1 pseudogene is annotated in these 229 nt (G+C 63.8%); it reads left to right on the forward strand.

Annotated elements, in window-relative coordinates:
* Positions 1-229 (forward strand): annotated as a pseudogene (locus tag SB816_RS35475) (sensor histidine kinase); the annotation flags it as partial.

The following is a 229-nucleotide window of genomic DNA, read 5'->3' on the forward strand; positions in this document are numbered from 1 at the left end:
GGTGGCGATCGCCGGCCGCGGCTTCAAGCCGTTCGTTCCAGTGATCTTCGACGAGATCCGCTTCCATGTCTTGCTTCCGCTCGCGCTGCTGTCGGGCTTGCTGCTGCTGTTCAACTTCAGCGTGGTGCGCAGCACGCTGAAGCCGCTCGATGAAACGATTGCCGCGGTGGATCGCATCGATCCGGCGCAGATCGCCACGCGCATAACGGATGCGACGCCGCTGTGGGAG

It is taken from the genome of Achromobacter sp. SIMBA_011, assembly GCF_046535435.1.
GTDB lineage: Bacteria > Pseudomonadota > Gammaproteobacteria > Burkholderiales > Burkholderiaceae_B > Achromobacter > Achromobacter dolens.